Below are 23,286 nucleotides of genomic sequence, written 5' to 3'. Positions count from 1 at the left end.
CGCCTTCATCGTGACAGCGGCCCTAGCAGGGCGTTGAAGAACTCAATCCCGTTCGCAGACGAAGCCCGAGTCGTCGGCCTGGTGGATGAAGACATGGCCGACGAGGCGACCGGCGGTTCCGAGCCTGACCCAGCCGCGACCGCAGACGTCGTCGCCATCATCTTCGCCTTGCCAGGAGAACTCGGCGCAGGCAGCGCCGTCCCGTGAGCCGTAGCGGACATCGAGGAAGCCCTTGACGGCGACGAAGGCGATCTCCCCGTCTGATGCACCCTGGAAGGTGAGATGGGCCTCTTCGGCGAGGTCGAGAACGTCATTGTCCCAGACATCCATCTCGACGATGCGCCAGCGGCCGGCGAAGGCCCTTGGCGAAGGCGGGGGCTTTCGCCATCAGCCGGGTTCCGCCAGGAGGCGCGGCAGGCAGACCAGGTTGTAGGCCGCGGCCGCAAAGGTGAAGGCCCACCCGACCCGATCGAGGCCACGCAGCATCGGCCGGCGCAGCCCCGCGACCGTCTTCATCCAGCCGAAGGCCTCCTCGATGCGCTTGCGCGCGCGCTGGCTCGCCGCATAGCCGAGATGGCGCGTCGTTCGCCCGTCGATGGCCGAGCGCCCGAAGCGACGCGTCGTGTTCTGGGCGACGTGGGGCCGCACGTTCATGCTGCGCAGCTCGTTCACGAAGTCGGCGGTGTCGTAGCCCTTGTCGGCGGCGAGCGTCACCGCGACGGGACGGTCAGCGCGAGCTTCGATCATGGCCAGCGCGGCCAGGCGCTCGGCATGGCCGCTGGCCTGCGTCAGGCAGGCGTTCACGAGCAGGCCAGAGCGGTTCTCCATCAGCGCGTGGCAGAGGAAGCAGAGCCGGGCCTCCATGCCCGGCCCCTTGCGATACAACTTCGCGTCCGGGTCGGTGGTGCTGGCGTGCGTGGCGTTGGAGCGCGTCTCGCCCCGGAAGTTGGCATCCGCGTTGCGCCCGCCCGCAGGCGGGTCTTGATCCTTTGGCCGGTCGACCGGCTTGAAGCTCTTCATCGAGGCCCAGGCCTGAACCAGCGTCCCGTCGACGCTGAAGTGTTCGGTGGACAAGAGCCGCTTCACCCGGGGCTGAGCCAGAATGGCGTTCAGGAGCCGACCCGCGACAGCGCCCTCCAGCAACCGGTCCCGGTTCTTCGAGAAGGTCGAATGATCCCAGGCCGGATCGTCGATCCCGAGCCCGACGAACCAGCGAAACAGCAGATCGAACTCCAGCCGCTCCATGAGCTGCCGCTCGGAGCGGATCGAATAGAACGCCTGCAGCAGCATGGCCCGCAGCAGCTTCTCGGGCGGGATCGAGGGCCGTCCCGTGCGGGAGTAGAGCGCCGCGAAATCGGCCTCCATGGCCGCGAGCGCCTCGTTGACCACCACCCGGATCGACCGCAGCGGATGGTCCTTCCGGACCCGCGCCTCCAGATCCACATAGCTGAACAGCGCGCCCGTTCTCTCGTCCGAACCCCGCAAATCACCCTCCAGGCCGATCCAGCCTGAATGAATCACGTCTCGGACCCGCTCGCGAGCGACTTCTTCAACAGCCTGCTAGCCCTCTTCGGGCAGGCCGCAAGCTCGGCGAAGGTTCAAGCGGGAACGCTGGACGAGATCCTCAAGCGCGGCGAACTTCGCGTGGCCGTGCAGACCCAGGGCCCTCCGTTCTCGTTCATGGACAAGAACGGCAACCGCACGGGCTCCGCCGTCGAGCTCGCGAAGCTGATGGCCGACAAGATCGGCGTCAAGGTCGTGTATCTCGACTTCGACTGGGATGGCTTGCTTCCGGCCCTGATGTCGGGAAAGGCCGACATCCTGGCCGCCGACATGACCCCGACGCTGGCGCGAGCGACCAAGGTCGCCTTCACCAAGCCGTTCATGTATGTGGGCGCGGTCGCCTTCGCGAAGAGTGGAGGCCCGATCAAATCGCTTGAAGACTGCAAGAAGCCCGGCGCCACCATCGCCGTCCTGCTGGGCTCATCCGGTGAAAAGCTCGCACCGTCTGTTTTTCCGCAGGGCAAGTTGAAGTCCTTCAAGGGCGGGGGCACGCTGCTGCTGGACGCCGTGGCGAACGGCCAGGTCGACTGTGGGCTGAATGACAACTCGGCCGTCAAGGCACAGGCCACCGCTTACGATCCGGGCACGATCACCATTTTCCCGGAACTACTTTCCAAAGAGCCGCTGGCCTACGCGGTGCGCTACGATTCGCTAGACCTGCTCACCTGGGCCAACCTGTTCATCGACACCACCACCCTGGATGGCAGCCTGCAGGCTAACCTCGACTACTGGGTCAACTCAGGAAAGTGGAAGGCCGATCACTGAGCTGTCTGGGCTCCGCGGGTCAGTCCCGCGGAGCCCTCGCCTACACCCCCCATTGACGCGGAGCACGATGCTAGGGTCCTTGAACACGCGCGTGATGCTGGAATACCTGCCCGCGATCTGGCAGGGCTTCTTGTCCACGCTGATGTTGTCGGCTGCGGGGTTCGCAGGCGCGCTGGCGCTGGGGATCGTCGCGTGCGCATTGAGCATCCAGCCTTTGCGGTGGCTGCGGCTGAGCGCTACCGCTTATGTGGACGCGATCCGCGCGACGCCGCTGCTTGCGCAACTCTACTTCCTTTACTTCGGCCTGCCCCGCCTGGGCGTCGTGCTCCCGGAGGCGCTGATCGGCGTCGTCGCCCTGTCGCTGAACTCGGGCGCGTACGTGGCCGAAATCATCCGGTCGGGAATCCTGGCGATCTCCAGAGGCCAGGTTGAGGCGGCAATCAGTTCTGGCATGACCTATCTGCAGCGGATGCGGCTGATCATCCTGCCCCAGGCGCTGCGCCCGACAATTTCGCCGCTGATCGGCCAAGCCATCGTGCTGGTCAAGGACAGCTCCCTCCTGTCGCTGATCTCGGTGGTGGAGCTGACGCGGGCCGGCCAGATGATCGCCATCGACCGCTTCATGCCGGTCGAGGGGCTCGTCGCCACCGCCCTGGCCTATCTGCTGCTCTACTACCTGCTCAAGCTTGTGGCTGGCGCCTGGTCGCACCAGAACCGCCTGCCGGGCCCGGCCTGAGGGCTCGTGAATGTTCTGGCTGCAGCTCAATCGTGTCGTCGGCTACTGGCCCGTGCTGCTGAAAGGCCTCGGCATGACGGTGGCCCTCTCGGTGCTCGCGCTGCTGATCGGGTCCGTCATCGGCTTCGCCCTTGGCATCCTGCGCGCCGGGCCGAACAGGACGCTGTCCCGTGCGGTCGGACTTTACGTCGACTTCTTCCGTGGCACGCCTTTCCTTCTGCAAGTGTTCATCGTGTTCTTCATCTTGCCGCAGGTCGGCATCGAGCTGTCCGCCTTCACAGCCGGGGTCGTCGCCCTGTCGAATGTCGCGGGCTGCTTCATCGGTGAGATCGTCGCCGCAGGCATTCAGTCAGTTCCCGCGGGCCAGAAGGAGGCCGCCGCTGCATCGGGCTTTACACGCGCGCAACAGATGAGGCTGATCGTACTGCCGCAGGCTGTGCGGGTGGTGACGCCTTCGCTGGTGGGACAGTTCGTGCTCCTGATCAAGGACAGCTCCGTCGTCTCCGCAATCGGGCTCCTCGACCTCACGCGCTCGGGCTGGATGATCGTGCAGAACGTTCCGAACGGCCTGCTGGTCTTCGGCATCGTCGGACTCGGCTACTTCGTCATCTGCTATCCGTTGATCTGGCTGTCGCGCCGCATGGAGCGGCGCGGCCAGGCGCCAGTCCTGTAACCGGGCAGCCGCATCGCCGCCGGCCAAGGAACACCCATGATCGAATTCACCGATGTCCACAAATGGTTCGGCTCGCTGCACGTGCTGAATGACATCAGCCTCACGGTGACGAAAGGCGAGGTCGTCGTGGTCTGCGGGCGATCCGGTTCGGGCAAGAGCACGTTGATTCGCTGCATCAACGGGCTGGAGCCCTTCCAGAAGGGAAGGCTGGTGGTCGACGGCTTCGATCTCGGCAGCTCCTCCGTGCGCTTGCGCGAGTTGCGGATGGAGGTGGGCTTCGTCTTCCAGAGCTTCAACTTGTACCCGCACAAGACGGCCCTCGAGAACGTGACGATCGCGCCCATCCATGTGCGCGGGTTGTCTAAAGCCGAGGCCGAGGTCCGTGGCCGCGCCCTGCTCGAAAAGGTCGGCTTGGGCGACCGGATGCAGAACTACCCTCACCAGCTCTCCGGCGGCCAGCAGCAGCGGGTGGCCATCGCCCGCTCCCTGTGCATGCAGCCGAAAATCATGCTTTTCGACGAGCCGACCTCCGCTCTCGACCCCGAGATGATCAACGAGGTGCTCGAGGTCATGGTCAGCCTCGCCCGCGAGGGGATGACGATGATGGTGGTCACCCACGAGATGGGGTTCGCCCGCAAGGTGGCCGACCGGGTGATCTTCATGGATCGGGGCGCCATCGTCGAGACGGCTGATCCCGAGACCTTCTTCACCGCCGCGAAAAGCGAACGCACGCGCGACTTCCTGAGCAAGGTGCTGCACCACTGACCGGCTCGGCGCGCGCCGAACCGGTCTTGCGGAATCGGCCACGGCGCGTTCGGCGATCCGGCCGCCGCCATGTCCGCTCGGCCACGGCTCCCTGGCGCTCGGTCGCCCGGTCACGATTTCGGTCCGAACGTCCCGCCTCCCGCCATCGCGCCCCAATTGGTCGGCAGCAGGTCCAATGTCTCCTATCCCGCCCCGCAGCTTCCGCACGGTCCTGAGATGACAGGCTTCCCCGTAACGCTTGCAACGCCTCCCGCCTTTACCGGCCCGCTGCCGGAGGCGGTCGACGTCGCGGTCATCGGCGGCGGCATCATCGGCCTGATGGCGGCCTGGTCGGTCGCGTCCGAGGGCAAGCGCGTTCTGCTGTGCGAAAAGGGGCGTCTCGCAGGCGAGCAGTCGAGCCGGAACTGGGGGTGGATCCGCCAGCAGGGGCGCGACGTTGCGGAGCTGCCGGTCATGATGGAGGCGATCCGCCTATGGGCCGACCTGCCGAGAGCTCTGCGCGACGCCATCGGCTTCCGCCAGCGGGGAATCACCTATTTCGCCCGCACCGAAACGCGCATGGACGCCTTCGCCCGCTGGCTCGACCTCGCCCGCCCCTATGGCGTCGACAGCCGCCTGTTGTCGCGCCGCGAGACTGAGGCGATGCTGCCAAACGCCGCCGGGTGGACCGGAGCCCTGCACACGCCGTCTGACGCCATGGCGGAGCCCTTTGTCACGGTGCCTGTTCTCGCCCGCGCGGCGGCGGAGGCAGGCGTTGTCATTCGCGAGGGCTGCGCCGTGCGCGGGCTCGAGACCTCCTCCGGCCGTCTCTCGGCCATCGTCACCGAAGCCGGGACGGTGCGCTGCACACAAGCCATTCTCGCCGGAGGCGCGTGGTCGGCGCTGTTCCTGCGCTCGGTCGGCGTCGCCCTGCCCCAGCTTTCCGTTCTCTCCAGCGTGTCGGCCACCGCCCGGCTGCCCGCATTTTTCCAGGGCGCCGCGTGTGACGACCGTTTCGCTTTCCGACGCCGCGCCGACGGCAGCTATCTTCTCACCCCGTGGTCCTTCCATGAATTCTACATAGGCCCGGACGCCTTCCGCAACCTGCGCGCGTTCCTGCCGCAGATCCGCGCCGACCTGTCGAGCACGCGCTTTCATCCTGCCGCGCCCAGGGGCTACCCGGACGCCTGGAGCACGCCGCGGCGCTGGAACACGACGGACGAAAGCCCGTTCGAACGGTGCCGCATCCTGAACCCGCGCCCGAATGGGCCCGAGATCGCGCGCCTGCAAAACCACTTCGCCGCCGCCTTCCCGGCGATCGGCGTGCCGGAAATCACCGCAACCTGGGCTGGCATGATCGACGTGCTGCCCGATGCCCTGCCGGTGATCGATCACGCCCCCCTGCCCGGCCTGATCCTCGCCACAGGCATGAGTGGACACGGCTTCGGCATAGCCCCGGGCATAGCCAAAGTGGTGGCCGACCTCGCCGCTGGCCGGAGGCCGCGCCTGGACGCGGCCGCATTCCGCTACGGGCGTTTCGGCAACGGGACGAGCCTGGCGAAGAGCTCCGCCTTATGAGCGCGCACTCCCGCGCCCCAGCCCCCGGCTGGACGTCGTCGAGGATCGCACCTGAGCTGGCGGTGACCACTGGCCCGTGATGGGCTGCTCTGCCGAGGCCGCCGCCGCTTCGCTGCGCCGCTTATGCGCCTGAGCCGCCGCGCTCGACGCGGCTTCACTTGACGAGCTCGACGCGCCGGTTCTTCGCCCGGCCCTCCTAGGTCTGATTGTCCGCGAGCGGCGCCTTGTCGCCTAGGCCGACCGCCGTGAGGCGCCCCTGTTTGATGCCGTGTTTCATCAACCAGCTGACCACCGCGGCGGCCCGCAGCTGGGACAACTTCTGGTTGGCGGCAGGCTGACCGATGTTGTCGGTGTGTCCCTCGACCCGCAGCTTCAAGTCTTCATGGGTTTTGAGCAGGCGCTCGATCTCCGCGAGAACAGATTCGGAGTCGGCCCGGATGCCCGCCCTGGCCGTATCGAAATTGATCCCGTAGACGACGACCCGGCCGCTTGACCCCAGCTGGTCGAAAAAGCTGTCCGCGTCGGCGTTGAGCTTCTGCTCCATCACTCCGGGCTCGGCGATCACCACGTGGGACTCCACCCACGACCCCTGATCTGATGCGCCGACGTTGACGTAGACGGCAGGCTTGCCGTACCGGTCGAGCCGGAAGGCTCCGAAGGTGTCGCCGTTGATCAGCGCATGCGTCGGAAGCTTGGCACGGCGCCCGCTGACAAGCTTGAGGAAGCCGACTTTGGCCAGCGCGTTCTCGTATTGGCGCAAGATCTCGAGGGCGGACGTGCCCGGCTTGTGCTCGTATGTGAATTTCGTGATGCGCCCCTCGACGTCCTCGGTCGTGGCCTCCTGCTCGTCCCCCTCCCCTTTCGCTGTCGAACGCCTTCTGATCGTATTCGTCCACCCGCGCATCCGGGTAGAACCTGACGATCGGATGCTCCTTGGCGCCCTCGACATTCGGGTCTTTCCAGTCGGCCAATACGGGCGAGCTCAAGCTGATGGTCAAAATCGCTGCCACGACATGGCGTCTCATATGCCCGCTCCCCGTCCACTGGAATTTCCGAGTGAATCTGCTCACCCTGGCTTCTCACCATCCAAGGCTGGTCACAACGATTTGTGCGCGCGCCCATAGACAGATTGGCGCCTTCGGCAACGCCGATCGGGATCCCGCTGGCGAGTCTGACCCAGCCTCAGCCACCCGTTCGCGGTTGGGGCCGCCCAAGCGGCGTCGCGCAGATGGGCAGCACCAAAGCATCCCGGCCGCCCAAGACGGAAACAACCGTCCCCGGCGCCTTCGCCGCTGCATTCCGGTCTTCAGCGGATCGAGGGGGCGTATTGAATGCCGCCCTGGCTCCAGAGGCGGTTCAGACTGCGGGGCAGCCCGACGGGACTCCCCGCCCCGAGGTTGCGGTCGAAGGACTCGCCGTAGTTGCCGACATGTCGGACGATGCGCGCCACCCAGTCCTTGCTGAGCCCAATCGTCTCGCCCAGGTTGCCCTCAGCCCCGAGCAGGCGACGGATCTCGGGGTTTTCGGACCTCAGCATGGCATCGAGGTTGGCCTGGGTGACCCCAAGCTCTTCCGCGTCGAGCCAGGCGAACAAGGTCCACCGCACGAGGGTCAGCCAGGTCTCGTCGCCCTTGCGCACCCAGGGCCCGAGCGGCTCCTTGGAGATCGCCTCGGGCAGGATGACGTGGTCGCCGGGCTGCGCCATCTTGAGCCGCAGGGCGGCGAGCTGAGACATGTCCGTGGAGAGCGCGTCGCATCGCCCGGTCTCATAAGCCTGGGTCACGTCGTCGATCGCCTGGAAGGTGACCGGCTTGAAGTGCAGGTTGTTGGTGCGCGCGTAGTCGCCCAGGTTGAGCTCGTTGGTCGTCCCCTGGGCGACGCAGACCGAGGCGCCGTCCAGCTCCTTGACGCTGCCTACCTTGGTCGACTTGCGCACGAGGAAACCCTGGCCGTCGTAGTAGTTCACGGCGGCGAAGATGACACCCTGCCCCGAGTCCCGCGCCAGGGTCCAGGTGGTGGTGCGCGGCAGCACGTCCACCTCGCCGCTCTGGAGCGCGATCAGGCGGTCCTTGCTGGACAGGGAGACGTAACGGACCTTGTCCGGGTCGTTGAAAATCGCCGCCGACAGGGCGCGGCAGAAATCCGTGTCGAAGCCTTTCCATTTGCCGGTCGCGTCCGGGAGGGAGAAGCCGGGGACGCCCTGGCTGGTCCCGCATGCCAGCTCGCCGCGGGCCTTCACCTTCTCCAGCGTGGTCTGGGCTTCAGCCTGCGCCACCGCCCCGATCAGGCACCATGCGGCCAGCGCCGCGCCCATGAGCCTCTTCATTCGCTCCTCCCCTTCTTTTTGCGTGTCTTGACGGCGGCCTCGGCCGCCGGCCCGCTCGAAAGCACGGCGATCAGTCCCGCGGCCGCGTCGGCGATGTGGGCGTCGAGGGCGCGGCACGCGCCCTCGACGTCGCGCTCCCGGCAGAGCCTCAAAAGCGACCGGTGCTCCCGCTGCATGCGATCCCGGTGGCCCATGACCCGGGCCGGCACGGGCAGATGCCGATAGGCGTTGAGGTACATCTTGCGCGCGATGGAGACCGCCTGCGGCCGGGCCGCCGGGCGGTAAAGCGCGACGTGGAAGGCCCAGTTCAGGTCCGACCACTGCTCTGGCGCGGCGGCGTCGAGCTCGGCCAGGATCGCCTCGGCGCGGAGGAAATCGTCCGCAGCGAGGTTCGGAATCGAGAGCCGCAGCAGCCAGGCCTCCAGCTGGGCGCGAATTTCGTAAGCCTCGCGCAGCTCGTCGAGCGACAGGCGGGTGACGACCGCGCCCTTGTGGGACACGATCCGGACCAGGCCCTCGGCCTCAAGCTGGTTCAGAGCCTCGCGCACCGGGACGCGGCTGACCCCGAGCTCCTCGGCGATTCTCTCCTGGCGCAGCTGCTCCCCTCCCGGGATGTCGCCCGACAGGATTTGTTCGCGCAGCGCCTCCAGGACCTGCGCGGCCGCCGTACTCCGCTCCAGCTTCGAAAAGGCCATGAGGCCCCCCGATTTGCGTTCCCGATTGGATCCAATATACGATCGACGTCCAATGCGGAAGGGGCGTCGATGATCCTGGTCACCAACAACGAAGGCACAAAGGGCGCACCCATCACGGCGCAGCTGCTCGCCCGCGGGACCTCGGCGCTGGACGCCGTCGAGGCGGGCGTGCGCGGGGTCGAGAGCGACCCCGGCGTGCGCACCGTCGGCAAGGGCGGATGGCCGAACCTGATCGGCGAAATCGAGCTCGACGCCGCGATCATGGACGGGGACACCTTGCGCACCGGCTCCGTGGGGGCCCTCAAGGGATTCGCCCATCCCATCAGCGTCGCCCGGGCCGTCCTCGAGCGGCTTCCCCACGAGATGCTGGTGGGCGAAGGGGCGGCGCGCTTCGCCGCCGAGATCGGGGCGGAGCAGGACGACAACCTGCTCCCCGACACCATGGATCCGTGGAAGGCCTGGTTCTCGCGGGAGTTGTCGCCAGAGGAGCAAGACGCCTTCCCGGGCATCGCCCTGGCCGAACACTGCCGCGCGGCGATCGATCCGGAGAAGCCGATGGGAACCACCGTGTTCCTGGCGCTCGACGGGCGCGGCTCGATCGCCGGCGGCGTCTCCACGGCCGGTTGGGCCTTCAAGTACCCGGGACGGCTTGGGGACAGCCCCGTCATCGGGGCCGGGATGTACGCCGACTCCGCATACGGCGCGGCCGCCTGCACCGGCGCGGGCGAGATGGCCATCCGCACCTCCGCGGCCCGCTCCGCCGTGCTTTACATGAAGATGGGCATGACCATCCGCGAGGCCCTGGACGAGGTCGTCCGGGACCTTGCGAGACTGAAAGGCGGCCTGGTGGACCGGATCACGCTGCACGCGGTCTCCCGCACCGGCGAGCACCGGGTCCTCGCGGTGAACGCGCCGAAGCCGTGGTTCTACTGGCTGTGGGACGGCGAAGGCGCCCCACGCTGGACCGAAGCGGAGCGCGCGGCCAGCCGTTGACGTGCGCCATCGCGGCAGCAGGAAACAAGCTGGTTAGAGGGCGTTGGTCGCTCGTCATGTCGATGGCGACAGAGAGCCCCATCGCCCGCCGTCGGCACCGCCCTTGGGTTCAACGGCTCCGCACTAGCGGCCCTAGGCCGAGAACCACTGGTTTGGCGTGGCTTCAGCCACGTCCAGCGCCCGGCTGAGATGAGACCGGACCAGTTCTTGCGCGCGTTGGCCGTCGCCGTCGAGGATCGCGCGAGCGATCAGACGATGCTCGGCGACCGAGGCTGCGATATTCTCGGGCTTCAGCGTGCCGACGATCTGATACATCAAAGCCGGAAGCCGAAGCTGGCGCGTCAGCTTCATCAGCTGCTCGTTGCCGCTGGCCTGGGTGATGGCGTCGTGGAAGCGATGGTTCTCGTTGATGTAATCCGGACCGGCGAGCCTAGGCGTCTGGTCCCAGATCGGACCGATCTCGCGCTCGAACCGCTCCCTCACCTCGGCCTCGCCGACCGCTTGGGCGGCGAGTTGCGCCGCCAGCGCTTCTAACCCCACGCGGATCTGGAAGAGCTCCCTCATCTCGCGCAGAGTCAGGCGCCGGACGAGCGCTCCCCGGTTGGGAACCATCTCGACCAGGCCTTCGGCTGAGAGACGTCGCAAGGCCTCGCGAAGCGGGCCGCGGCTGACGCGCAGGTCGCGCGTGAGATCGGCTTCGATGAGGCGCTGGCCGGGCGCGTAGCGTCCCTGCATCACCCCGGCGCGCAGGTGATCGAGCACGTAGTCGACCGTGCCGCCCCGATGACGACCTTCGTCCACGCCTTCAGAGCAAGGCCTGCTGTTTGCGGTCCCGACCATGGCTGGCTCGGTATCAGGTGGACAGCCCGTTGACAACGGATCGCCCGGCAATATTGTCATACAAAAATCGGAAACAAAACGCTGCGCTGCAGCGGGAGGAAAGGCCGGCATGCGCTCCGCGCCGCTTCGAGGCGGCTCGATGCATGACCCGGGCGGACAGGAGCGCTCATGTTGATCGGCAAATCGGCGCCCGCGGTGAGCGGGATGTGCACATCCACGCCGGATCGGATCGAGATCCGGGGGCTCGATCTCGCCGGGGATCTCATGGGGCGCTTCGGGTTCACCGAGTTCTTCTATTTCCTGGTGACAGGCGAGAGGCCGTCCGAGCAGCAGCGCTTCTTCCTGGACCTGCTGCTCATCTCCATCGCGGAGCACGGGCTCACCCCGACCGCGCAGGCGGCCCGTATGACGCTCGCGGCGGCGCCCGACAGCCTGCAAAGCGCGGTCGCGGCCGGCATCCTGGGTTGCGGCACCGTCGTCCTGGGCAGCTCAGAGCTGTGCGCGCAAATTCTGTCGGACGCCGCCGCCAGGGTTGACGGCGGCGCGAGCCCGGCCGAAGCGACCCTGCAGATCGCAACCGAGATCCGGAGCCGCAGGGGCAAGGTCCCCGGCTTCGGTCACCCGATCCACCATCCTGTGGACCCGCGGACCGAACGGATCCTCGCCCTGGCCGACGAGCGCGGAGTCTCCGGCCGCTACGTGGAGCTCCTGAAGGCGTTCCGCGGCGCTGTGGCCCAGGTCTGGGGCAAGCCCATGCCCCTCAACGTCTCCGGGCCGATCGCAGCTGTTCTCATGGATCTGGGCTTCCCGGCGACGATGACCAAGGCCATTCCGATTCTGGCGCGAACGGCGGGCCTGCTCGGCCACCTGGCCGAGGAGCAGCGCCGCCCCATCGGCTTCCTCCTGGCTCACCATGCCGAAGAAGCCGTCGCGTACGACCCGACGAACTGAGGACGCGCCCATGTTGCAGGAACCCGCGATCGAGACCCTGCCCTGGGCGGAGCAGAAAGCCCAGGACGACGCCCTGTACCGCGAGCAGGTGCGCTATCTTTTCGAGCGGTCCCGCTTCTTCACGGACAAACTCAACGGCTCCGGGTTCCGCACGCCTGAATCCGTGGGCGGGCTCGACGACATCGCCGACCTGCCGCTGACGGAGAAGGACGAGCTGCGGGCCAGCCGCTCCGAGGCCGACCCGATCGGAACTCACCTGGCCGCTCCCATGGAGGAGATCGTCCGCATCTTCTCCACGAGCGGCACGACCGGGATCCCCAGCTACATCCCGCTCACGGCCGGCGACCTGGACAACTGGGTGCGAACCTCCGCGCGCAGCTACGGCGCTTCCGGCCTCTCTCGCGGCCAGCGGATCATCTCCACCTACAACGCGGGGCCCTTCGTTGCGGGCGCGGCGCTCGACGCGTTCCCGCGGCTCGGGCTCTGCCACATCCCGGTCGGCACGGGCAACACCGAGCGCCTGCTCGCGGCGGTGAAGCTGCTGAAACCACAGGTCCTGGCCTGCACCCCTTCCTACGCGCTGCACCTGGCCGAGATCGGCGCGGAGCGGGGGCTGGACCTGCCGGGCGGCAGCATCGAGCGCATCATGGTGGCCGGAGAACCCGGTGGCGGCGAGCCGGCCATGCGGGCCAAGCTGGAGGCGGCATGGGGCGCCAAGGTCACGGAAGCCATGGGCATCGGCGACATCTCGGTTTCGCTCTGGGGCGAGTGCGAGGAGCAGCACGGGATGCACTTCTCCGGGCGCGGCTTCGTCCACTTCGAACTGATCGAGCCGGAAACCGGGAAGTCCGTGCCCATCGAGGATGGGGCTCGCGGGGAACTCGTCTACACGCACCTGAAGCACCGCGGAGCGCCGCAACTGCGGTTCCGCAGCCGCGACCACGTCGTCGTCCACACCGGCCCGTGCGCATGCGGGCGCACCTCGCCACGCGTGCGCTGCATCGGCCGCACCGACGACATGCTGATCGTGCGCGGCGTGAACGTGTTCCCCTCCGCCATCCGCGAAGTGGTCAACCGCTACGCCCCCGCGGTCACCGGCGTGATCTCGGTCCGCCCCGCAGCCAAGGGCGTGAAGCAGGCACCGCCGCTCAAGGTGCTGGTGGAACTGCGTGAAGGCGAGGAGGCCTCGGACGCGCTGAGCGAACGCATCGAACACGACATCCGCGCCACCCTTGTGGTGACCACGCGGGTGACGCTGACCCCCGTCGGCTCGCTGCCCCGAAGCGAGTACAAGTCGAGGCTCCTCGACTTCTCCGAGGCCGCCGAGGAGCGGGTCGATGACTGACCGAATGGAATCATCGCGGGGCGCCGCGTCATGACCACGGCCGTCATCCAGGCAGTTCTGCTCGCGCTCTCGATGGCGGCCCTCTACGCAGCGGTGGCCGCGGGCCTGACGTTGACCGTCGGCGTCACGCGCATCATCAACTTCGCCCATGGCGAGTTCGTCATGCTCGGCGCGTTTCTGACGTACTGGCTCTACACGCGCTTCGGCCTGTCGCCCTGGTTCGGCATGGCGGCGTCCGGCGTCGCGCTCGCGATCCTCTCCGCGGCCGTATATCGCGGGTTTCTCGCGAGGGTCCTCAAGCAGGACGAACACAACCAGCTCCTGGCGACGCTTGGCCTCTCCATCCTCATCCTGAACCTCGCGATCATCGCGTGGTCGCCCGACCCGCGCGTCATGCAGGCGCCGCCCCTGTTGCCGACCCTCAACCTCGGCGGCGTGACCGTCCCGGGCAACAACATCGCCGTCGCGCTCGTCGGGCTCATCCTGTTCGTGGCGATGTATGCGATCCGCAATTACACGCGCTACGGAACGCAGATGCGCTTTGCGAGCGACGACCCCACCCTTGCAGCGCACGCCGGCATCAACGTCGACCGCGTCTTCGAGCTGTCCTTCGTCATCGGAGGCGCCGCCGCGGGCGTTTCGGGCGGACTGGTCGCGCTGGTGCTTTACGTCCAGCCCACGATCGGCGTCGACCTCGTCATCCGCGCCTTCGCCATCATCGCGCTCGGAGGTCTCGGAAACATTCCCGGCGCCCTGATTGGCAGCGCCATCCTGGCCTTGACCGAGGGACTGACCAGCACCTTCGTGCCGCAGGGCGGCAGCTGGGGATTCGGCATCGCCTTCGTCATCCTGCTGCTCGTGCTGGTGGTTCGTCCCAGCGGCCTTTTCGGCAAGCAGGCGCATCCATGAATCGCTCGCTGCTCACCCGCCTGGGCCTCTACGCCGCGATCGCGGCCCCGTCGATGCTCCTGGTCGCGACCGACCAGCCCTTCCTGATCCAGGTGGCGATCGGAACGCTCATCTCGGCCATCCTGGCGCTCGCGTGGGACATCCTGTCCCGCACCGGCCAGGTCTCCCTCGGCCACGCCGCCTTCTTCGGAATCGGGGGCTACGGGTCGGCGCTGCTGACGCCGGTTCTCGGCCCCGTCCTAGGATGGGCCGCGGGCATCCTGCTGTGCGGCCTGGTGGCGGTCCTGCTGGGGGCCGTCACGCTGCGCCTGCGCCGGCTCTATTTCACGATCGCGACCCTGTCGTTCAGCCTCTCCATCCAGGTGCTCATCCTGGTCACCCCGGGCCTCACCGGCGGGTCGACCGGGATCATGCCGCCGGTGATCGCCGGAGGGTCCCCTCCCCTCCAGCTTCTGTTCGTCACCGGCTGCCTTGTGGTGGCCGCCGGCGTCAGCGACGTCTTCCTGGGCCGGCGCTTCCGGCCTGCGTTCTTCATGATCCGCAACAACCCCGAGCTCGCGGCCGCCTCCGGCGTCCCGGTGACCCGCCTCAAGATCCTGGCCTTCGCCGTGTCCGGCATGGTCGCCGGCCTGGCGGGCTCCTGCTACTGCGGGCTCTACGGCTACGTCATCCCGGACGACGTTTTCACGACGAATTGGAACGTTCTCCCGCTTGCAGTCACGGTCCTGGGCGGCATGGACACCACGCTCGGTCCCATTGTCGGCGCGGTCGTGCTTCGCCTGCTGGAGGAGCTCGCGCGCCAGGCGGTGGGCGGCGTCGGATACCAGGTGGTCTACGGGGCCGTGATCATCCTGTTCATCGTCGGGTTGCCGGAGGGTCTGGCGGGCCTCGGCCGTGTTGTCCTGCGCCGGTTTAGGCCGCCGGGCGAAGGCACCCGCATCAAGGCGAGGCTGGCGTCATGACCGGCGTGCGCGTCCGAGGCTGCACCGTCGCATTCGGCGGCCTGCGCGCCATCGACGACCTCACCCTGGACATTCCCGCGAACGCCGTCACGGCGCTGATCGGGCCGAACGGCTCGGGCAAGAGCACCTTCGTCAACATGGTCTCAGGCCAGATTCCGCCGCGTGGCGGCCAGGTGCTGCTGGACACGGATGCTGTGACCGGGCTCCGGCCCGACCGGATCGTCCACAAGGGTCTCGCCCGGACGTATCAGGTGCCGCGCGTGCCCAAGGAGCTCACCATCGATGAGGTGATCTCGGTGCCGCTGCTCTACGCCCGCTCCGACCGCCCCCTGCCCGGGGGCGCCCGCAGCGCCGCCGATCTCGCGCGCTACTGCGGGCTGCGGCCGGAGGTCACCACCCGGTGCGGGCGCCTGTCGGTCTCCGACCTGCGCCGCCTGGAGATCGCCCGCGCCCTGGCCTGCCGTCCCAGGGTCCTCCTCCTGGACGAGTCCATGGCTGGTCTCAGCCTTGAAGATACGGACCAGGTGATCGGGCTCGTCCGGGACATCCACGCCAGCGGCGTCACCGTGGTGGTGATCGAGCACGTCATGAGGATCATCGCCCGGCTGTGCAGCCATGCGATCGTGCTGAACCAGGGCAGGCTCCTGGCCGAAGGCCCCCCGCCCCAGGTTCTCACAATGGCCAGCGTGCGCGAGGCCTATCTCGGGAAGGGGTTCACGCTGTGAACAGGTTCGAGGCCAGCCTGGAGCGGGCGGGTTACGGCGAGCTCGTCGTCATACCCCAGCTCGCGATCCAGGTGTCCGGCGGAGAGATGCTCGTGCTCCTCGGGCCCAACGGGGCTGGCAAGACCACGGCCCTGAAGGCGCTGGTCGGCGACGTGGACGTCGGCCGGCGCGCGCTGCGGCTCGACGGCGCGGACCTGTCCGGGACCCCAGGCTGGCGTCTGGCCCATGCCGGGATCGCCTTTGTGCCGGATGGGGCGCGCTGCTTTGGAACCGCCACCGTGCACGAGAACCTGCGCGGCGCGTTCGAGGCCACCCACCGCCACGCCGACGCGGCCTCCCGGAGGCGGCTCTTCGATCGCGCCTTCGACCTCTTCCCCATCCTGCGCCAGCGCCTGGACCAGTTGGCCGGATCCATGAGCGGCGGCCAGCGCCAGATGCTGGCGATCGCCCGGGCGCTCATGATCCAGCCGAAGGTCCTGATCCTGGACGAGCCTACCGCCGGGCTCGCCCCGAAGCTGGTCGAGGAGTTGTTCGAGGCTCTTGGGCGCATCAAAACGACAAGCGGCTGCGCCATCGTGATGGCCGAGCAGAACTTCGCGGCGGCGGTGAGCGTCGCCGACCACTGCCTCGTCTTGGACGAGGGCCGCCCGGCCCTGGCGGGCACGGTCGAGCAGGTGCGAAGCAACGAGAAGCTGAGGGTCGCCTATCTGGGACTGTGAGGCGGCGAAGCCGCACCGGAATGCGCAGAGGTCCGCCGCGAAGACGGACCCGTGGGGAGGGAGGAAGACCATGTTCGCAAAGCTCGGCCGCCTGTTGGCCACCGCCGCCGTCGTCGCCGGAGCCGCGCTGGCTCCTGCGGCCGCGCAGCAGCAACAACCCATCAAGATCGGGGTTCCGCTGCCGCTCACCGGGCCGCTCGCGGGCGGCGGCAACCAGATCCTCTGGGGGATCCAGTACGCCGCAGACGAGGTGAACGAGGCCGGCGGCCTGTTCGGCCGCAAGATCGAGCTCATCGTCGAGGACACCAAGGGGGAACCCAACACGTCGGCTGGCGTGGCGGCCAAGCTGACGGCTCAGGACAAGGTCGACGCGGTGGTCGGCGGCTTCGGCAGCACCGCCGATTTCGCCCTGTTGAGCGCCCTCCAGCGCTCCGAGCCGATTTTCGTGCACCCGGGCTCCTCGTCCGTGCGGCTGGAGGAGACCTTCGGCAAGAACGACTGGTACTACCACGTCTACATCTGGGACTATCACCGCCAGAAGGCCGCGGTGAACTTCTTCAAGAGCATCCCCGGCGTGAAGACGCTCGCCATCGCCTTCGAAGACAAGCTCTACGGAACGGACGGGGCGAAGTTCACAGAGCAGTACGCGAAGGAAGCCGGTCTGGACGTGGTCATGAAGGAGCCGTTCCGCGCCGGAACGCCTGATTTCTCGCCCATCCTCAACCGCGCCAAGGGCCTCAACCCGGACGTGCTGTTCGTGATCGGCTATTCGGGCGACAACATCCAGGTCGCCCGCCAGGCCGCCCAGCTCGGGATCAAGCCGAAGCTGCTGGTCACCCAGGGCGCGGGCGAGAAGCGCTCCGACTTCGGGCCGGCCGGGGACAACGTCGTAGTGATCGACCTCTGGTCGGCCAAGCAGACGACCCCGGGGCTGGCCGAGTGGGTCAAGAAGGCGGAGGCGAAGCGCGGCGCGGAGGTCGTGTCGAGCGCCGTGCAGGGCTACGTCGCGATGCAGACCCTGACCGACGCCGCCAAGGCCGCCGGCTCCTGGGACCGCACCAAGATCCTGGCGAACCTGGGATCCATGACCTTCGACACGCCGTACGGCAAGGTCGCCTACACGCCCTCGGAGATGGGCGGCAAGCACCAGCTCATCACCGAGAAGAGCATGATCGCGGTCCAGTACAAACCGGACGGCGGACAGGAGGTGGTGTGGCCGGCCGAGAAGGCCGCGGCCAAGATCACCTATCCGGCCCAATAGGCCGCCGAGCCACCGGACGGCGGCGCCGCCGCCGTCCGCCAGTCGCCTCCAGAGGATCGAAGCCCATGCCCGCCAGCCTTTCCGAACGCCTGGCCCAGCCCGGCCTGATCGTCGCGCCCGGCGTCTACGACATGGTCTCGGCCAAGATCGCGGACCGCGCCGGCTTCGACGCCCTGTACATGACCGGTTTCGGCGTGGTCGCCTCCCATCTCGGCTACCCGGACGCCGGGCTCGCCACCTACTCGGACATGGTCGGGCGGGTCCGGCAGATCGCGGAGGGCGTGGCGACGCCGCTGATCGCGGACGGCGACACGGGCTATGGCGGGCTCCTGAACGTGGACCACACGGTTCGCGGCTACGAGGCCGCGGGGGCTCAGGCCATCCAGCTCGAAGATCAGGAGTTCCCGAAGAAGTGCGGCCACACCCCGAGCCGGCGCGTGATCCCCCTGGACGAGGCCGCGCACAAGATCCGGGTCGCCGCCGCGGCGCGGTCGTCGAAGGCGTTCAAGATCATCGCGCGCACCGACGCCCGCACGGCTCACGGCCTCGACGAGGCTCTGCGCCGCGGCGAGGCCTTCCTCAAGGCCGGGGCGGACATCCTGTTCATCGAATCGCCCGAGACGGAAGAGGAGATGCGCCGCATCGGGTCCACCTTCGACGCGCCGCTGCTGGCCAACATGGTCGAAGGCGGCCGGACGCCGATCCTGTCCCGAAGCGAACTCGAGTCGCTCGGATACAAGATCGCGATCTATCCGGTGGCGGGCCTGCTCGCGGCGACGGCCGCCCTGTCCTCTCTCTACGGCCATCTCAGGTCCACCGGATCGAGCGCGGCGTGGAGCGGAGAACTCGCGGCCTTCTCCGACTTCGTCCGCATGATCGGGTTTGAGCGCGTCTGGGACTTCGAGAAGCGCAACGCCGTCTAGCGCGAGCGGAAGGCTCGGGGTGCCGACGGCGCTGGCCGGGCCGGGCCCGCGAGGCGACCCTCCCTGCCCACGGGACGGCGGCGGAGTTCGGCTGCGATCAGACCGGTCGCGCGGCTTCCGGCGCCGGGGCGTCAGACGGCCAGGAATCCCCCGTCGACCGGCAAGGTGTGCCCCGTGATCATGGACGCGCCCGGGCCGGCGAGGAACAGGATCGCGGAGGCCACTTCGGCCGGCTCCGCGATGCGACCCAGCGGCGTCATCGCCTCGATCCGGCCAAGCAGTTCGGGGTCCTCCAGGATGGGCCGGATGAAGGGCGTGCGCACATAGGTCGGGGCCACGGCGTTCACCCTGATGCCGGACGAGGCCCATTCCACGGCGAGGGCGCGGGTCATGTTCACCACCGCGCCCTTGCTCGCCTGGTACGAGATGTTGGGGTAGAGGCCGCCGCCCGAGAACCCCATGATGGAGGAGACGTTCACGATCGCTCCGCCGCGGGCCGCCGCCATGCGCCGCGCCGCGATGCGGCAGGCGAGGAAGGTCCCGGTCATGTTCACGGCCAGCACCCTGTCCCAGTCGGCGACCGCGAGCTCGACCGCAGGCCGCCGAATCGCGAGCCCTGCGCTGTTGACCAGGATGTCGGGCGCGCCCAGCCGTTCGGCGATGTCCGCGAACGCCGCTTCGAGTTCGGCTTCGCTGGTCACGTCGGCCTGAAAGGCCAGGGCGCCGCGCGCGCCCAACGCGGCGACGCTGTCCTGCTGGATGGCGTTCCGGTCCAGCAGGGCGACGACCGCGCCGGCGGCGGCCAGGGCCTCGGCGGCGGCGCGGCCTATGCCGCTGGCCGCCCCTGTCACAACAGCCACCCTGCCGTCGAGGTCTCCGGAACTCATGACTGCTCCTCCTGCAATCGCGCTACTCGAGGTCCAGAGCTTCAAGCCGGCCCCCGAGCCGGGATGAGGGAGCAGAAATCCATTTGGCCGTCGAGCCCTTTCACGAACATCGACAGGGTGAGCTGGTGAACCAGGGCCGCGCAGGACACCATTTTCACGAAGAGCAGAAGCATTGGGTGAGCACATTCGCGCGCGCCGACTTCGAGGTGCTCCAAGTGAGCAACGAGACCGTGATTCTGCGGATACCCGAACGGTCGCCCCGCCCGCCCGCGATTGCAATGGAGCGCATCGACCCGAGCGCTCGCCCTCTGATCGAGCTAGGAGCGATCTTGTCCACGATCATCGGGCTGTCGGTCAGACCCGCGTTCAAGGACATCCTTTAAGCCTCTCAGGCGGACGTCCAGCCGCCCCGGCGCTCCCCACGCGCGCAGGCAGGCTTGCGGCGGTCGGCAGCGTGGCGGAGCGATCTTGCTCGGGGTTCCGGCCGGACGGCACATCCGCTGCGTCAGTCGTCTCGGGTCTGCGCCGGGGAACTGGAAGCTTCCTCCTCCCAGGCCGGACCGGAGTGCAGCAGAAGAATGGACCACCCGTTCGCGTCCTCGAGCTCGACGCCAACCGGAGACCGGAGGTCGGCCTTGAGATCGTCGAAATGCTGACGGGCGTGCAGGATCGCCTCCCGTTCGCTGGCGGCCTCGAAGCCGTGAGGATCCAGCACGCAATGCCGGGCGATGTTCATGTGCAGATGGTAGCGCTTCACCGCCGCCCTCCCTTGGGCCGAGGGGCAGAACACGGTCGGCCGCCAGCGCGTTGGCGCTGACGGCCGCTGTGGACGCGCCGAGCTGTTGACCTCGCCCGCGCATCTGCCCCGAACCTGAGGAATCTATGCTCTTTCTGACGCCGGCGAGCCAGTTGGGGCGAACCCTGTCGGTAGAAACCGAAACTGGGGCGACGCTTCTACCTGGCGAGCGGGTTAGGGGTGGCGCCCCGTCAGGATGCGGTGGCGCAACTTGCGCCACCTGACCCGTAGCCGAAAGAAGAAGGCCTTCCATGCGGGTAGCATCGTCATGGCTGCCCGTCGCGATTTGTTGATCCACAGCTTTATTAAGCCTCGAATCTCGCTGTTGTTCCTATCGCGGAACTAAGCCGTAAGTAGTGCGCCGGGTGAACAGACGGACAATCCCTACCGATCTGCGCCCCTCATCGCCATCCAGGGCCGTCTGCCTTTTGGAGTGGCCCCTCTTTCTCCCTGCTTCTCCGGCCGATGTCAGTAATGGTCACCTGTCCGGCATTCGCCCCTCCCATGTCGGAGATGAGCCGGGCTGCTCTTCGTGAGCCTCACTTCTGTGATAGCCTTTATCATGGCCGTGTGGCGGTGCTGCGATGGTGACGATCCGACCCGCGAAGCTCGACGATCTCGAAGCCGCCGACGCGCTCGTCGTCGCGATCATCAACGACCTCACCATGCGCCACGGCTTCGGTCAGATCGCAAACCCGAGCCCGCCCCGGCTGCAGCGCTTCTCCCTGGCCGATGATCCCGACGGCCTATGGGTGGCCGAGCACAAGGATGAACTGGTCGGCTTCGGCTTCTCGTGGGCTTGTGACGAATTGTGGTTCTTGGCCCAGCTATTCGTAAATCCAGACGCCCAGTCCAGCGGGGTTGGCCGCGAGCTACTCGCGAAGACACTGGCCCATGGCGCGCAGCGGGACGCGCGGGCCAAGGCGCTGATCACTTTCGCGTTCAACCGGGCGGCCCAGGGCCTCTACATGCGTCATGGGCTCTACCCGATCACACCGTTGTACGTGATGAGCGCTGGCCTCGAGACCGTGGCAGCGCGGCCGCTCTCGACCGCGTTGCGCGTCGAGCCGCTCGAAGGCTCCATTGCTCCGCCCGAACTCCTGAGGCCGATTGACAGGGCGGCTCTCGGTTTTTCCCGCGCAAAGCACCACAGCTACATGCTGACCGAAGGTGGGCTGACCGGGAAGGCGCTGTGGGCGGGTGCCAATTGCGTCGGCTACTTTTACGTGGGGCCGGACGGGCACATCGGACCTCTCGCCGTCACGACCGTGGACCACGTGGCCGATGCGTTCGCGGCGGCGCTCCTGGCTGTCAAAGGAACTCCAGCCAAACAGGTATCAGCGTTCGTGCCCGCCTCCATTCCCGCCGTGCTCGATCTCGCCTTGCGCCTGGGTATGCGGATTACGCTGCCCATGCTGCTGATGGCCGACGGCCTTCAACGGCCTTGGGATCGCTACATGCCCCGAAATCCCGGGCTCATGTGAGACACGGGCCGAAACGTACGTTCCGGCTGAATACAGCGAATATAAGCGCGTCTGCCGTCAGACAGGATGCCCGCAGATTGGAACAACCACCCTTGCCTGTGCGGGTCCATTGCGGCTGCCGGCGAATCGCTCCTGAGCGTCTGCCCCAAGCAGAGCAATTCCAGAGGGAGGCCTTCATCGCGCCTCCCTGGCCCATGCCAGGGACAATCCGCGCCAAATGGCGGCTCTGACGCCCACGACCGTTCAGTCGCCGGTATCGAAACGCCTCAGCGCCTCCCGGTCGATCTCGATACCCAACCCCGGCGCGGTCGGGACCGCCACCACGCCGCGGCGGTGGCTGATGGGCGTCGCCAGAAGGGCCGCCCGGACCGGGTGCTCGGTCTGGTCGAATTCGAGCATGGGCTCAACGGGATCCAGGGACGGCGGCGTGAAGGACGGCAACACGGCCAGGAGTTGCAGGGCGGCGGCGACGGCCACTCCGCTGCCCCATACATGGGGGGCGTAGCGCACGCCGTAGGCGCAGGCCATGTCGGCGATCTTCTTGCATTCCGACAGCCCTCCGGCCGAGCATGTGTCCGGCTGCACATAGTCCACGGCGCGGGTGGTGATCAGCTCCCGGAAACCGTACCGGGTGAACTCGCACTCGCCGCTCGCCACCGGGATGGTCAGGGCCGCCCGAACCTCCTGGTGCCCCCGAACGTCCTCCGGCGGCACCGGCTCCTCGAACCAGCCGATGTCCAACTCCTCGACCAGCCGGCCGAGCCGGATCGCCGCGACGGCGTCGTAGGCGTGGTTGGCGTCGATCATCAGCCCGACATCGGACCCGATTGCATTGCGGACCGCGTGCGTCGCCCGCACGTCTCTCTCGATGCCGAAACCGACCTTCAGCTTCACGGCCTTGAAGCCCTCGGCGGCGTAGCCGGCGGCCTCCTCGGCAAGGTACTGCTCGGGGCTGCCCTGCTCCCGTCCGTAGAGGCCCGTGGCGTAGGCGTTGACCTGCGTCCGCAGGGGGCCGCCCATCAGGCGGTGGATCGGCTCGCCGAAGAACTTGCCCTTGAGATCCCACAGGGCGATATCGACGCCACTGAGCGCCTGGATGATCGAACCCTTCTGGCCGTGGTCGCGGTAGCGTGCGTAGAGCTCCTGCCAGATCCATTCGCTGCGCAGCGCGTCCTGTCCGACGAGGAACGGGGCCATGGCCCGGACGATGGCCGCGTTGATGCGCGCCGGACCGTAGGATTCGCCCCACCCCACCAGGCCCTGGTCGGTCTGGATCTCGACGATCATGGACGCGCGGGTGGCGTACCACGCTCGCGAATAGGCGAAGGGCTGCGTCAGCGGGGCTTCCAGGACGTAGGTCCGGACGGCGGTGATCTTCATGGTTCCTCCCTGCGGATCGGGCGTTGACAGG

At 67.7% G+C, this 23,286-nt stretch carries 25 protein-coding genes; 16 read left to right on the top strand and 9 right to left on the bottom strand.

Annotated features, from left to right (window positions below):
- Positions 1 to 42: 42 nt before the first annotated feature.
- Both SLNSH_RS02000 and SLNSH_RS01995 read right to left on the bottom strand, forming a co-directional pair.
- On the bottom strand, positions 43 to 330 hold the full coding sequence (locus SLNSH_RS02000; RefSeq protein ID WP_106334987.1) for a hypothetical protein: 288 nt from the start codon (positions 328 to 330) through the stop codon (positions 43 to 45).
- Between the two features lie 57 nt (positions 331 to 387).
- Positions 388 to 1,485, bottom strand: coding sequence for an IS5 family transposase (locus SLNSH_RS01995; protein ID WP_106334986.1), 1,098 nt, complete (start codon positions 1,483 to 1,485; stop codon positions 388 to 390).
- A 27-nt stretch (positions 1,486 to 1,512) separates the two neighbouring features.
- On the opposite strand from SLNSH_RS01995, the gene SLNSH_RS01990 reads away from it, so the two are divergent.
- From SLNSH_RS01990 to SLNSH_RS01970, 5 genes are all read left to right on the top strand, one after another.
- Complete coding sequence (locus SLNSH_RS01990; RefSeq protein ID WP_106334985.1) at positions 1,513 to 2,328, top strand: ABC transporter substrate-binding protein; 816 nt, start codon at positions 1,513 to 1,515, stop codon at positions 2,326 to 2,328.
- Positions 2,329 to 2,395: 67 nt separating this feature from the next.
- Positions 2,396 to 3,064: an amino acid ABC transporter permease gene (locus tag SLNSH_RS01985; protein WP_106334984.1), complete on the top strand. Its 669-nt coding sequence runs from the start codon at positions 2,396 to 2,398 to the stop codon at positions 3,062 to 3,064.
- A 10-nt stretch (positions 3,065 to 3,074) separates the two neighbouring features.
- Complete coding sequence (locus tag SLNSH_RS01980) at positions 3,075 to 3,737, top strand: amino acid ABC transporter permease (protein WP_106334983.1); 663 nt, start codon at positions 3,075 to 3,077, stop codon at positions 3,735 to 3,737.
- Between the two features lie 36 nt (positions 3,738 to 3,773).
- On the top strand, positions 3,774 to 4,502 hold the full coding sequence (locus SLNSH_RS01975; RefSeq protein ID WP_106334982.1) for an amino acid ABC transporter ATP-binding protein: 729 nt from the start codon (positions 3,774 to 3,776) through the stop codon (positions 4,500 to 4,502).
- Between the two features lie 216 nt (positions 4,503 to 4,718).
- Positions 4,719 to 6,059, top strand: coding sequence for an NAD(P)/FAD-dependent oxidoreductase (locus tag SLNSH_RS01970; RefSeq protein ID WP_106335162.1), 1,341 nt, complete (start codon positions 4,719 to 4,721; stop codon positions 6,057 to 6,059).
- Positions 6,060 to 6,255: 196 nt separating this feature from the next.
- Here the strand turns inward: SLNSH_RS01970 and SLNSH_RS01965 are convergent, their stop codons facing one another.
- From SLNSH_RS01965 to SLNSH_RS01955, 3 genes are all read right to left on the bottom strand, one after another.
- Positions 6,256 to 6,963 carry an OmpA family protein gene (locus SLNSH_RS01965; protein WP_158266643.1) on the bottom strand — a complete coding sequence of 236 codons (708 nt, stop codon included), beginning with the start codon at positions 6,961 to 6,963 and terminating at the stop codon, positions 6,256 to 6,258.
- A 402-nt stretch (positions 6,964 to 7,365) separates the two neighbouring features.
- A complete protein-coding gene (locus SLNSH_RS01960; RefSeq protein ID WP_106334980.1) occupies positions 7,366 to 8,385 on the bottom strand; it encodes an amino acid ABC transporter substrate-binding protein in 1,020 nt (339 codons plus the stop codon).
- Positions 8,382 to 9,080, bottom strand: coding sequence for a GntR family transcriptional regulator (locus tag SLNSH_RS01955; protein ID WP_106334979.1), 699 nt, complete (start codon positions 9,078 to 9,080; stop codon positions 8,382 to 8,384). Before SLNSH_RS01955 ends, SLNSH_RS01960 begins: the two co-directional genes overlap by 4 nt.
- Positions 9,081 to 9,149: 69 nt before the next feature.
- On the opposite strand from SLNSH_RS01955, the gene SLNSH_RS01950 reads away from it, so the two are divergent.
- Positions 9,150 to 10,073 carry a glycosylasparaginase gene (locus tag SLNSH_RS01950; RefSeq protein ID WP_106334978.1) on the top strand — a complete coding sequence of 308 codons (924 nt, stop codon included), beginning with the start codon at positions 9,150 to 9,152 and terminating at the stop codon, positions 10,071 to 10,073.
- 132 nt (positions 10,074 to 10,205) lie between these two features.
- Here the strand turns inward: SLNSH_RS01950 and SLNSH_RS01945 are convergent, their stop codons facing one another.
- The gene (locus SLNSH_RS01945; protein ID WP_210202466.1) at positions 10,206 to 11,024 is read right to left on the bottom strand and encodes a GntR family transcriptional regulator; all 819 of its coding nucleotides are present in this window, start codon (positions 11,022 to 11,024) and stop codon (positions 10,206 to 10,208) included.
- 57 nt (positions 11,025 to 11,081) lie between these two features.
- Here SLNSH_RS01945 and SLNSH_RS01940 point away from each other — a divergent pair, with 57 nt between their 5' ends.
- The 8 genes from SLNSH_RS01940 (at position 11,082) to SLNSH_RS01905 (ending at position 18,708) form a co-directional block, all read left to right on the top strand.
- Positions 11,082 to 11,864, top strand: a complete 783-nt coding sequence (locus tag SLNSH_RS01940) for a citryl-CoA lyase (protein WP_106334976.1) — start codon at positions 11,082 to 11,084, stop codon at positions 11,862 to 11,864.
- A 10-nt stretch (positions 11,865 to 11,874) separates the two neighbouring features.
- Positions 11,875 to 13,209, top strand: coding sequence for a phenylacetate--CoA ligase family protein (locus SLNSH_RS01935; RefSeq protein WP_106334975.1), 1,335 nt, complete (start codon positions 11,875 to 11,877; stop codon positions 13,207 to 13,209).
- A gap of 30 nt (positions 13,210 to 13,239) precedes the next feature.
- On the top strand, positions 13,240 to 14,118 hold the full coding sequence (locus tag SLNSH_RS01930; RefSeq protein WP_106334974.1) for a branched-chain amino acid ABC transporter permease: 879 nt from the start codon (positions 13,240 to 13,242) through the stop codon (positions 14,116 to 14,118).
- Positions 14,115 to 15,080 carry a branched-chain amino acid ABC transporter permease gene (locus SLNSH_RS01925; protein WP_106334973.1) on the top strand — a complete coding sequence of 322 codons (966 nt, stop codon included), beginning with the start codon at positions 14,115 to 14,117 and terminating at the stop codon, positions 15,078 to 15,080. Before SLNSH_RS01930 ends, SLNSH_RS01925 begins: the two co-directional genes overlap by 4 nt.
- Positions 15,077 to 15,805 (top strand): ABC transporter ATP-binding protein, encoded by a 729-nt coding sequence (locus tag SLNSH_RS01920; protein ID WP_106334972.1) that lies wholly within the window; start codon positions 15,077 to 15,079, stop codon positions 15,803 to 15,805. Before SLNSH_RS01925 ends, SLNSH_RS01920 begins: the two co-directional genes overlap by 4 nt.
- Entirely contained in the window at positions 15,802 to 16,524 is a 723-nt protein-coding gene (locus SLNSH_RS01915; protein ID WP_106334971.1) for an ABC transporter ATP-binding protein, read from the top strand. The genes SLNSH_RS01920 and SLNSH_RS01915 overlap by 4 nt, the downstream gene beginning before the upstream one ends.
- A 70-nt stretch (positions 16,525 to 16,594) precedes the next feature.
- Positions 16,595 to 17,785: an ABC transporter substrate-binding protein gene (locus tag SLNSH_RS01910; RefSeq protein ID WP_106334970.1), complete on the top strand. Its 1,191-nt coding sequence runs from the start codon at positions 16,595 to 16,597 to the stop codon at positions 17,783 to 17,785.
- A gap of 65 nt (positions 17,786 to 17,850) precedes the next feature.
- Positions 17,851 to 18,708 (top strand): isocitrate lyase/PEP mutase family protein, encoded by an 858-nt coding sequence (locus SLNSH_RS01905; RefSeq protein WP_106334969.1) that lies wholly within the window; start codon positions 17,851 to 17,853, stop codon positions 18,706 to 18,708.
- Between the two features lie 131 nt (positions 18,709 to 18,839).
- On the opposite strand, the gene SLNSH_RS01900 is transcribed toward SLNSH_RS01905, so the two are convergent.
- Positions 18,840 to 19,595, bottom strand: a complete 756-nt coding sequence (locus tag SLNSH_RS01900) for an SDR family NAD(P)-dependent oxidoreductase (RefSeq protein ID WP_106334968.1) — start codon at positions 19,593 to 19,595, stop codon at positions 18,840 to 18,842.
- Between the two features lie 83 nt (positions 19,596 to 19,678).
- On the opposite strand from SLNSH_RS01900, the gene SLNSH_RS01895 reads away from it, so the two are divergent.
- Positions 19,679 to 19,978 carry a hypothetical protein gene (locus tag SLNSH_RS01895; protein ID WP_146140158.1) on the top strand — a complete coding sequence of 100 codons (300 nt, stop codon included), beginning with the start codon at positions 19,679 to 19,681 and terminating at the stop codon, positions 19,976 to 19,978.
- Positions 19,979 to 20,100: 122 nt separating this feature from the next.
- On the opposite strand, the gene SLNSH_RS01890 is transcribed toward SLNSH_RS01895, so the two are convergent.
- Positions 20,101 to 20,352 (bottom strand): hypothetical protein, encoded by a 252-nt coding sequence (locus SLNSH_RS01890; protein WP_106334966.1) that lies wholly within the window; start codon positions 20,350 to 20,352, stop codon positions 20,101 to 20,103.
- A gap of 623 nt (positions 20,353 to 20,975) precedes the next feature.
- Here SLNSH_RS01890 and SLNSH_RS01885 point away from each other — a divergent pair.
- A complete protein-coding gene (locus tag SLNSH_RS01885; protein WP_106334965.1) occupies positions 20,976 to 21,875 on the top strand; it encodes a GNAT family N-acetyltransferase in 900 nt (299 codons plus the stop codon).
- 243 nt (positions 21,876 to 22,118) lie between these two features.
- On the opposite strand, the gene SLNSH_RS01880 is transcribed toward SLNSH_RS01885, so the two are convergent.
- Entirely contained in the window at positions 22,119 to 23,255 is a 1,137-nt protein-coding gene (locus tag SLNSH_RS01880) for a mandelate racemase/muconate lactonizing enzyme family protein (RefSeq protein WP_106334964.1), read from the bottom strand.
- Between the last annotated feature and the right edge of the window lie 31 nt (positions 23,256 to 23,286).

Source organism: Alsobacter soli, assembly GCF_003004785.1.
GTDB lineage: Bacteria > Pseudomonadota > Alphaproteobacteria > Rhizobiales > Beijerinckiaceae > Alsobacter > Alsobacter soli.
This window is presented reverse-complemented; position numbering and strand designations above follow the sequence as displayed.

Coding starts and splice junctions, on each gene's coding strand:
- SLNSH_RS01885 (WP_106334965.1), top strand. CDS start 20,976: ATGGTGACGATCCGACCCGCGAAGCTCGACGATCTCGAAGCCGCCGAC.
- SLNSH_RS01925 (WP_106334973.1), top strand. CDS start 14,115: ATGAATCGCTCGCTGCTCACCCGCCTGGGCCTCTACGCCGCGATCGCG.
- SLNSH_RS01970 (WP_106335162.1), top strand. CDS start 4,719: ATGACAGGCTTCCCCGTAACGCTTGCAACGCCTCCCGCCTTTACCGGC.
- SLNSH_RS01950 (WP_106334978.1), top strand. CDS start 9,150: ATGATCCTGGTCACCAACAACGAAGGCACAAAGGGCGCACCCATCACG.
- SLNSH_RS01985 (WP_106334984.1), top strand. CDS start 2,396: ATGCTAGGGTCCTTGAACACGCGCGTGATGCTGGAATACCTGCCCGCG.
- SLNSH_RS01975 (WP_106334982.1), top strand. CDS start 3,774: ATGATCGAATTCACCGATGTCCACAAATGGTTCGGCTCGCTGCACGTG.
- SLNSH_RS01910 (WP_106334970.1), top strand. CDS start 16,595: ATGTTCGCAAAGCTCGGCCGCCTGTTGGCCACCGCCGCCGTCGTCGCC.
- SLNSH_RS01980 (WP_106334983.1), top strand. CDS start 3,075: ATGTTCTGGCTGCAGCTCAATCGTGTCGTCGGCTACTGGCCCGTGCTG.
- SLNSH_RS01955 (WP_106334979.1), bottom strand. CDS start 9,080: ATGGCCTTTTCGAAGCTGGAGCGGAGTACGGCGGCCGCGCAGGTCCTG.
- SLNSH_RS01900 (WP_106334968.1), bottom strand. CDS start 19,595: ATGAGTTCCGGAGACCTCGACGGCAGGGTGGCTGTTGTGACAGGGGCG.
- SLNSH_RS01990 (WP_106334985.1), top strand. CDS start 1,513: ATGAATCACGTCTCGGACCCGCTCGCGAGCGACTTCTTCAACAGCCTG.
- SLNSH_RS01940 (WP_106334976.1), top strand. CDS start 11,082: ATGTTGATCGGCAAATCGGCGCCCGCGGTGAGCGGGATGTGCACATCC.
- SLNSH_RS01920 (WP_106334972.1), top strand. CDS start 15,077: ATGACCGGCGTGCGCGTCCGAGGCTGCACCGTCGCATTCGGCGGCCTG.
- SLNSH_RS01945 (WP_210202466.1), bottom strand. CDS start 11,024: ATGCCGGCCTTTCCTCCCGCTGCAGCGCAGCGTTTTGTTTCCGATTTT.
- SLNSH_RS02000 (WP_106334987.1), bottom strand. CDS start 330: ATGGATGTCTGGGACAATGACGTTCTCGACCTCGCCGAAGAGGCCCAT.
- SLNSH_RS01965 (WP_158266643.1), bottom strand. CDS start 6,963: ATGCGCGGGTGGACGAATACGATCAGAAGGCGTTCGACAGCGAAAGGG.
- SLNSH_RS01960 (WP_106334980.1), bottom strand. CDS start 8,385: ATGAAGAGGCTCATGGGCGCGGCGCTGGCCGCATGGTGCCTGATCGGG.
- SLNSH_RS01880 (WP_106334964.1), bottom strand. CDS start 23,255: ATGAAGATCACCGCCGTCCGGACCTACGTCCTGGAAGCCCCGCTGACG.
- SLNSH_RS01935 (WP_106334975.1), top strand. CDS start 11,875: ATGTTGCAGGAACCCGCGATCGAGACCCTGCCCTGGGCGGAGCAGAAA.
- SLNSH_RS01905 (WP_106334969.1), top strand. CDS start 17,851: ATGCCCGCCAGCCTTTCCGAACGCCTGGCCCAGCCCGGCCTGATCGTC.
- SLNSH_RS01930 (WP_106334974.1), top strand. CDS start 13,240: ATGACCACGGCCGTCATCCAGGCAGTTCTGCTCGCGCTCTCGATGGCG.